General features: G+C 64.4%; 7 protein-coding genes. 2 read left to right on the forward strand and 5 right to left on the reverse strand.

Annotated features, from left to right (window positions below):
- Together EN984_RS19465 and EN984_RS19470 are read right to left on the reverse strand one after the other, a co-directional pair.
- A partial coding sequence (locus tag EN984_RS19465; RefSeq protein ID WP_164765535.1) for a LysR family transcriptional regulator occupies positions 1-787 on the reverse strand: 787 nt, incomplete at its 3' end.
- A gap of 2 nt (positions 788-789) precedes the next feature.
- On the reverse strand, positions 790-1,986 hold the full coding sequence (locus EN984_RS19470; protein ID WP_127383884.1) for an amidase: 1,197 nt from the start codon (positions 1,984-1,986) through the stop codon (positions 790-792).
- Positions 1,987-2,526: 540 nt separating this feature from the next.
- Between EN984_RS19470 and odc2 the strand changes: the two genes are divergently transcribed.
- Both odc2 and EN984_RS19480 read left to right on the forward strand, forming a co-directional pair.
- Complete coding sequence (gene odc2, locus EN984_RS19475; protein ID WP_127272801.1) at positions 2,527-3,660, forward strand: ornithine/lysine decarboxylase; 1,134 nt, start codon at positions 2,527-2,529, stop codon at positions 3,658-3,660.
- Between the two features lie 171 nt (positions 3,661-3,831).
- A complete protein-coding gene (locus tag EN984_RS19480) occupies positions 3,832-4,401 on the forward strand; it encodes an N-acetyltransferase (protein WP_127270036.1) in 570 nt (189 codons plus the stop codon).
- A gap of 90 nt (positions 4,402-4,491) precedes the next feature.
- On the opposite strand, the gene EN984_RS19485 is transcribed toward EN984_RS19480, so the two are convergent.
- The 3 genes from EN984_RS19485 to EN984_RS19495 all read right to left on the reverse strand — a co-directional run.
- The gene (locus tag EN984_RS19485) at positions 4,492-4,776 is read right to left on the reverse strand and encodes an SCP2 sterol-binding domain-containing protein (protein WP_013529756.1); all 285 of its coding nucleotides are present in this window, start codon (positions 4,774-4,776) and stop codon (positions 4,492-4,494) included.
- A gap of 198 nt (positions 4,777-4,974) precedes the next feature.
- Positions 4,975-5,490, reverse strand: coding sequence for a hypothetical protein (locus EN984_RS19490; protein ID WP_127270032.1), 516 nt, complete (start codon positions 5,488-5,490; stop codon positions 4,975-4,977).
- Between the two features lie 97 nt (positions 5,491-5,587).
- A partial coding sequence (locus tag EN984_RS19495) for a hypothetical protein (protein WP_245480085.1) occupies positions 5,588-6,001 on the reverse strand: 414 nt, incomplete at its 5' end.

Consider the following 6,001-nt stretch of genomic DNA (forward strand, 5'->3'; position numbering starts at 1 on the left):
GGATACGGTCATCCATCACCGCCACCAGCCGGCCGCTCGCGAGGTCGGGCGCGGCGATGAAATCCGGCAGGACGGTAAATCCGAGGCCCGCCACGGCCGCGGCTCTCGCCGTCATCGGGCTGTTGACCTCGACCGGACCGGACACCGAAACGCTCACCGGATCGCCATTGTCGCCCTTGAACGGCCAGTTGTTCAGTCCGCGGCCATTGGTGTCGACGATGCAAGGCATGCGGCTGAGATCCTGCGGCCTTGTCGGCATGCCATGCCTGGCGATCAGTTCGGGGGAGGCGCAGAGCTTTATCGAAAACGGCGCCAGCCGCCTGGCGATCAGCGACGAGTTCTCCAGCCGCGAGATGCGCACCGCAAGATCGAAGCCCTCCTCGACCAGATCGACGAAGCGGTCGTCGAGCTGGATGTCGAGCACGATGTCGGGATGCTGCTTGGCGAAGTCGATCAGCGACTGGCCGATCGGCGCGTCGGCGAAGGTGCGCGGCGCCGACAGCTTGATCCGGCCGCGCACGTCGCCGGAGGATTCACGCACCGCGTCGGCCAGGCTGTCGACCTCGCGCACGATCTCCGAGGCGCGCCGGTAATAGGTATGGCCGGCCTCGGTCATCGAGAACTGGCGCGTGGTGCGGTTGAGCAGCAAAGCGCCGAGTTCGTCCTCCAGCTCGCGCACATATTTCGACAGCAAGGCCTTGGAACGACCGATCTTGCGCGCCGCCGCCGAAAAGCCCTCGGCCTCGACCACGTCGATGAAGGCACGCATGCGCGTCAGTGTGTCCATGGTCAGGCCTTTCGTGCCGCGTCGAGAAGTTTCCGGCCGAGCCGTATCAGGGCAATGTCGCTGCCGGAAGGGCCAAGCAGCGACAGGCCGAACGGGGCGCCGGCGACCGAGCCGACGGGCAGCGTGATCTGTGGAAAACCAGACAGGCCGGCCAGGCACAGAAGTTGGAGCGCCCGTTCGCGATAGGCCTGGAACTGCTCCGGCGTGCTGTCCACGTAAGGCGCCGGACCAGGCACGGTCGGCAGGACAAGGAAGCCGTTCCTGCCGAGCAGGGCGTTCAGTTCGCCGCGAAAGGTCAGACGTCGCACCTTCTCGGCCTGGGCTGTCCTGTCATCGACGGCACGGCCAAAGCCGAAACGCTCCTCGACACCGGGGCCGAGGCCGCGCTCGCCGCTGGTGATCCATTCGCCATGCACCGCCCAGGCCTCCCTGGCCTGCAGCCGGCGAAAGCACCAATAGAGTTCATCGGGAGATGAGGAGAAGCGGATTGCCGGCGTCGCCGGCACGCCGAAGACCGCGCCCGCCAGCCCCTTCATTTCACCATATTCGGCCAGCGCCGGGCGGGCGACCAATCCATCCAGCCAATCCAGCGCCAGCGGCCGGTCCAACACGTGCTGGTGCGGATCGCGGCCGAGCAGCAGCTTGCCGACGGTCTCGTAGGTCTCGATGTCGTCGGCGAACCAGCCGAACGTGTCGAGGCTCGGCGCCAGCTTCATCGTGCCGTCGAGCGGAATGCGGCCATGCGTGGTGCGCAGCCCGATCAGTCCGCAAAAGCTCGCCGGGGCGCGGATCGAGCCGCCGGTGTCTGAGCCGGTGGCTATATCGGCCAGCATGCCCGCCACCGCCGCCGCCGACCCCGATGAGGAGCCGCCGGTGACGCGGTCGGGTGCCGCCGGGTTCACCGGAAACGAGAAATGCGCATTCTGGCCGAACAACGCGAAGGCAAGCTCGTCGGTCTGCGTCTTGCCGACGAAGCGTGCGCCAGCATCGAGGATCATCTGCACGGCGGGTGCGGTGCGCGAGGCTGCGTGGCTTTCGGCGAATTTTTGCAAATTGCCGCAACCGGTGCGGTAGCCGGCGACGTCGTAGATGTCCTTGACGGCCAGCCGCAGGCCGGCCAGCGGGCCTAGCTGGGCATGTGCCACTGGCATCTGGCGAAGATCGAGAAAGGCGTTGAGAGGGCCGTGCGTGCCTGTCATCGTTCGATATCCGGATACGGTTGCCGCAACATTGTTCGACACCAGAAATTTTACAACCTGCGATACGATTTTTATTGATTGTGAAAGTCTTCGCCCTTATATCGCGCTTGCCCAAAGTCGCACGTGCCTGTGGGTGTCCGCCGATCCTCGAATGGTGAGGGAAATCGGTAAGGTAACTGGAGCCAACCCCTCCAGTCGGTCTAGCGGCCAACCGCCAGCCCGAGGACACCTTGAAGCAACGACGGTGCGGGCCTTTCTGGTGTTCTGCCGGTTGTCCAAAAACCGGGGTTACTGAAGAGGCACACCTTCATTGCCGGCAGTGCGGACGGGTCTCCCATCCAAGCCAAGGCAGACAAAGCGAACCGAGGCCGGGCAAGGCCAAGGTTCACCGCCGCGAGACGGCGCTTCATGGTTCCGGGGTCTCCACCGGCTGGTTCCATGGATATCCGTCCCGCCTTTGTCCACCGCGTGTTCGCGAGGCTGACAGCCCGCGTCCCGCAGCCTTATTGCGCGCCGAAAGGCGCTGATGGAGAGACCCCGATGGCCACCCAGCGCATCCTTGACTTCCTCGCCACCCGACGTCCGACCGGTCCCTGCCTCGTCGTCGACCTCGATGTCGTGCGCGACAATTTCCGCGCCTTCGAGAAGGCGCTGCCCGATTCAAAAATCTACTATGCGGTGAAAGCAAACCCGGCGCCGGAAATCCTGCGCCTGCTTGCTGCGATGGGCTCGTCCTTCGACACCGCTTCCGTTGCCGAAGTCGAGATGGCGATGGACGCCGGTGCGCCGGCGGACCGCATCTCCTTCGGCAACACCATCAAGAAGGAGCGTGACATCGCACGCGCCTACCAGCTCGGCATCCGCCTGTTCGCCGTCGATTGCGTCGAAGAGGTCGAGAAGATCGCTCGCGTCGCTCCAGGCGCGCGCGTGTTCTGCCGCGTGCTGACCGATGGCGAGGGCGCGGAATGGCCGCTGTCGCGCAAGTTCGGCTGCGTGCCAGCGATGGCCGTCGACGTGCTGCGCCATGCCAAGGGGCTCGGCCTCGACGCCTATGGCGTGTCGTTCCATGTCGGCTCGCAGCAGACCGACCTGACCGCCTGGGACCGTGCGCTGGCCGACGCCAAGGTGGTGTTCGCGACGCTCGCCGAAGAAGGCATCGTGTTGAAGATGGTCAATATGGGCGGTGGTTTCCCGACGCGCTATCTGCGTGACGTGCCAGCCGCCCAGGCCTATGGCCAGGCGATCTTCTCGGCGCTGCGCAAGCATTTCGGCAATGCGCTTCCCGAGACCATCATCGAGCCGGGCCGTGGCATGGTCGGCAATGCCGGCGTCATCAAGTCGGAAGTCGTGCTGATCTCGAAGAAAGCGGCCAATGACAATGTGCGCTGGGTGTTCCTCGACATCGGCAAGTTCGGCGGTCTTGCCGAGACGATGGACGAGGCGATCCGCTACCCGATCGTCACGCCGCATGACGGCACGGAGACCGCACCTTGCGTGCTCGCCGGCCCGACCTGCGATTCGGCCGACGTGATGTACGAGAAGACGCCCTATCCGCTGCCTTTGTCGCTGACCATCGGCGACGAGGTGCTGATCGAAGGCACCGGCGCCTACACGACCACCTACTCGGCGGTCGCCTTCAACGGCTTCGAGCCTCTCCGATCCTATGTGATCTGACGGCGCTTCCTCAGCGCATTTTCGGACGGCGAACCGGACACAACTTCGCCTGAAAATGCGCTGAGAGAGCCGATCAGATCATCCCCGGTGGGCGCGTGTCGTCCACCCGGGCTCGCCTGTGGAACAGATCTCCGCTCGCCAGGGATTGCGGAAATGGAAATGTCAGTTGAAATGGAAATGCCAGTTGAAATTGGGGGCCACGCACCGGCCTCTGTGATGGTCGCCGAAACCGCCGCCGATGTTGCGGCGCGCGAGGCGTTGCTCGATCGGGCCATGGGGCCGAAGCGCAGGAAAAAGTCGTCGGAGAAGCTGCGGCGTGGCCGGCGGCCCTCGGAAGGCCTGGCCTTCGTCGCCCGCGATGCTTCGGGCGGCGTGGCCGGCACCGTGCGGCTGTGGGATGTCAGGCTGGGCGAGGGCGGTGCGGCCGTGCTGCTGCTTGGCCCACTTGCCGTCGACCCGTCGCTCAAGAATGCCGGCATCGGCTCGGCGCTGATGCGCCATGCCATCGCCGAAGCGGCGCGTCTCGGCCATGCCGCTATCCTTTTGGTCGGCGATGCGCCCTATTACGCGCGCTTCGGCTTCTCGGCCGAGAAGACCGGTTCACTTGCCATGCCGGGACCCTATGAGCGGCACCGCCTGCTGGCGCTGGAACTGGTGGAAGGCGCGCTTGACGGCGTGCACGGCACGCTGAAGGCGGCCGGCCGCAAGCTGAAGGCGCAGGAACTGATATCGGCGGCCTGACACGAAGCCGGCAGCATTTCATGCAAAAACGCCGCCCGAAAAGGCGGCGTTTTTGCGCTTGGTGGGTGCCGCTTGGGCGGCTGGATGCCTTCAGCCGATCAGCTGGCTGAGCGCCATGGCGACGGTCATGTCGCCTTCGACCTTTATCTTGCCGGTCATGAACGCCATTGTCGGGTTCAGGTCGCCAGCGATCAGCGAATCCAGATCGTCGAGCGAGAGCTTGATGGTGCAGTCGGTGGGTGCATCGGTGTTCGAGACGGTTGCGCCGTCGATGACGATGACGCCGTCGCTGCCGGTGTCGAATTTCACGGAACGATCGAACCCGCTGCTGGCCACGCGCGACTTGATCTTCTCGGCAATCTCCTGAACGCTCACGCTGTTCTCCTTGTCTGGTTGCATCTGTCTCGCAACGGCGCTTCGATCCAGCCGAAGCCCATGCCGCAGTTTCGCGATCACGGTCGCTGCCGCATATAGCTTTGGGTTGACGTTTACGTCAACGCGAATTCGGGCGGTTGGTTCCTGCCGTCGCGGCAGGTGAGCCCCGATGAGGCCGGGACTCCGAGCCGGGGCAACTCAGTGTTCCTTGAACGCCTTGGTCATTTCGCTCGCCGTCTCGCTTTTCTTGCGGCGCAGCCAGTTGTCGCGGATTTCGTCCTTCGACAGGAAATTGACCTGGTCGATCAGAACCTCATGCACCAAGGGCGCGCCGACACGCGCGTTGACGGTATCGCGGATTGCGGCGCGGAAGGCATCGAGATCGATCGTCGCCTTGTTGGTGAAGTCGATCTGCGGATTGGAATAGAGGTAGGAATAGACCTGGTCGGTGATCAGCGCTTCGGCCGGAATGGACAGCTTCTTTATCTGCTCGGGTTCGACGGTGTAGACGAGCTTGGTCAGGAAATAGCCGCCGATCTCAGAATCGCGGATCAGCGGCACCGAAATGATGTCGGTCTTGACGTAGTCGAGACCGCCCAGCATCGGCTTCGGCGTTTCGCCGACACCGCGCTCGCCGGCCGCCTGAAACGAATAGAACACGGCGCCGAGGGTTGCGGCGCAGATCCAGACGGCGATGGCGATGACCTTGATCATCGGCTCTTGTCAGTCCCTTGATCAGTCCCTTGCGAAGGCGACGCGGCACTGCGCCGTTGCTTCGGCAGTATCTCCGAAGTGTCGCTTGTGTTCGGCATCATGCCTTCATCCAGCCGAACTCGCCGGCGGAATAGGTGCCGTCGGTCTCGGCGCGCTGGATGGCGTGCCGCAGCAGGCTGGCGACTTCGTTGACCGCGCTGAGATGCGCCAGGATCGCCGCTTCGTTCTTCGCCAGCTTCTGGCGCAGCCGGGTCAGGCCCTCGCGGTGCTGTTCGAGGAATTCGGCTTCGCTGCCGCCCTTCATGGCGCGCGTCAACTCGTAGAGGTAGCGGCTCTTGCGGGCGTTCGACGCCTTGAGATCATAGTTGGTCGCGTTGCGGATACCGGCCGTCTCTTCCTCGACCACTTCCTCGATGCGACCGATGATGGCGGCGAGGTTGCCGGGCCGCGCGAACGGGATCGGCGCTTCCGACGCGGTCGTGCGTGCTGGCAGATTGGGGGTGGATTCTGA

The organism is Mesorhizobium sp. M7A.F.Ca.CA.004.12.1.1 (assembly GCF_003997835.1).
Classification (GTDB): domain Bacteria; phylum Pseudomonadota; class Alphaproteobacteria; order Rhizobiales; family Rhizobiaceae; genus Mesorhizobium.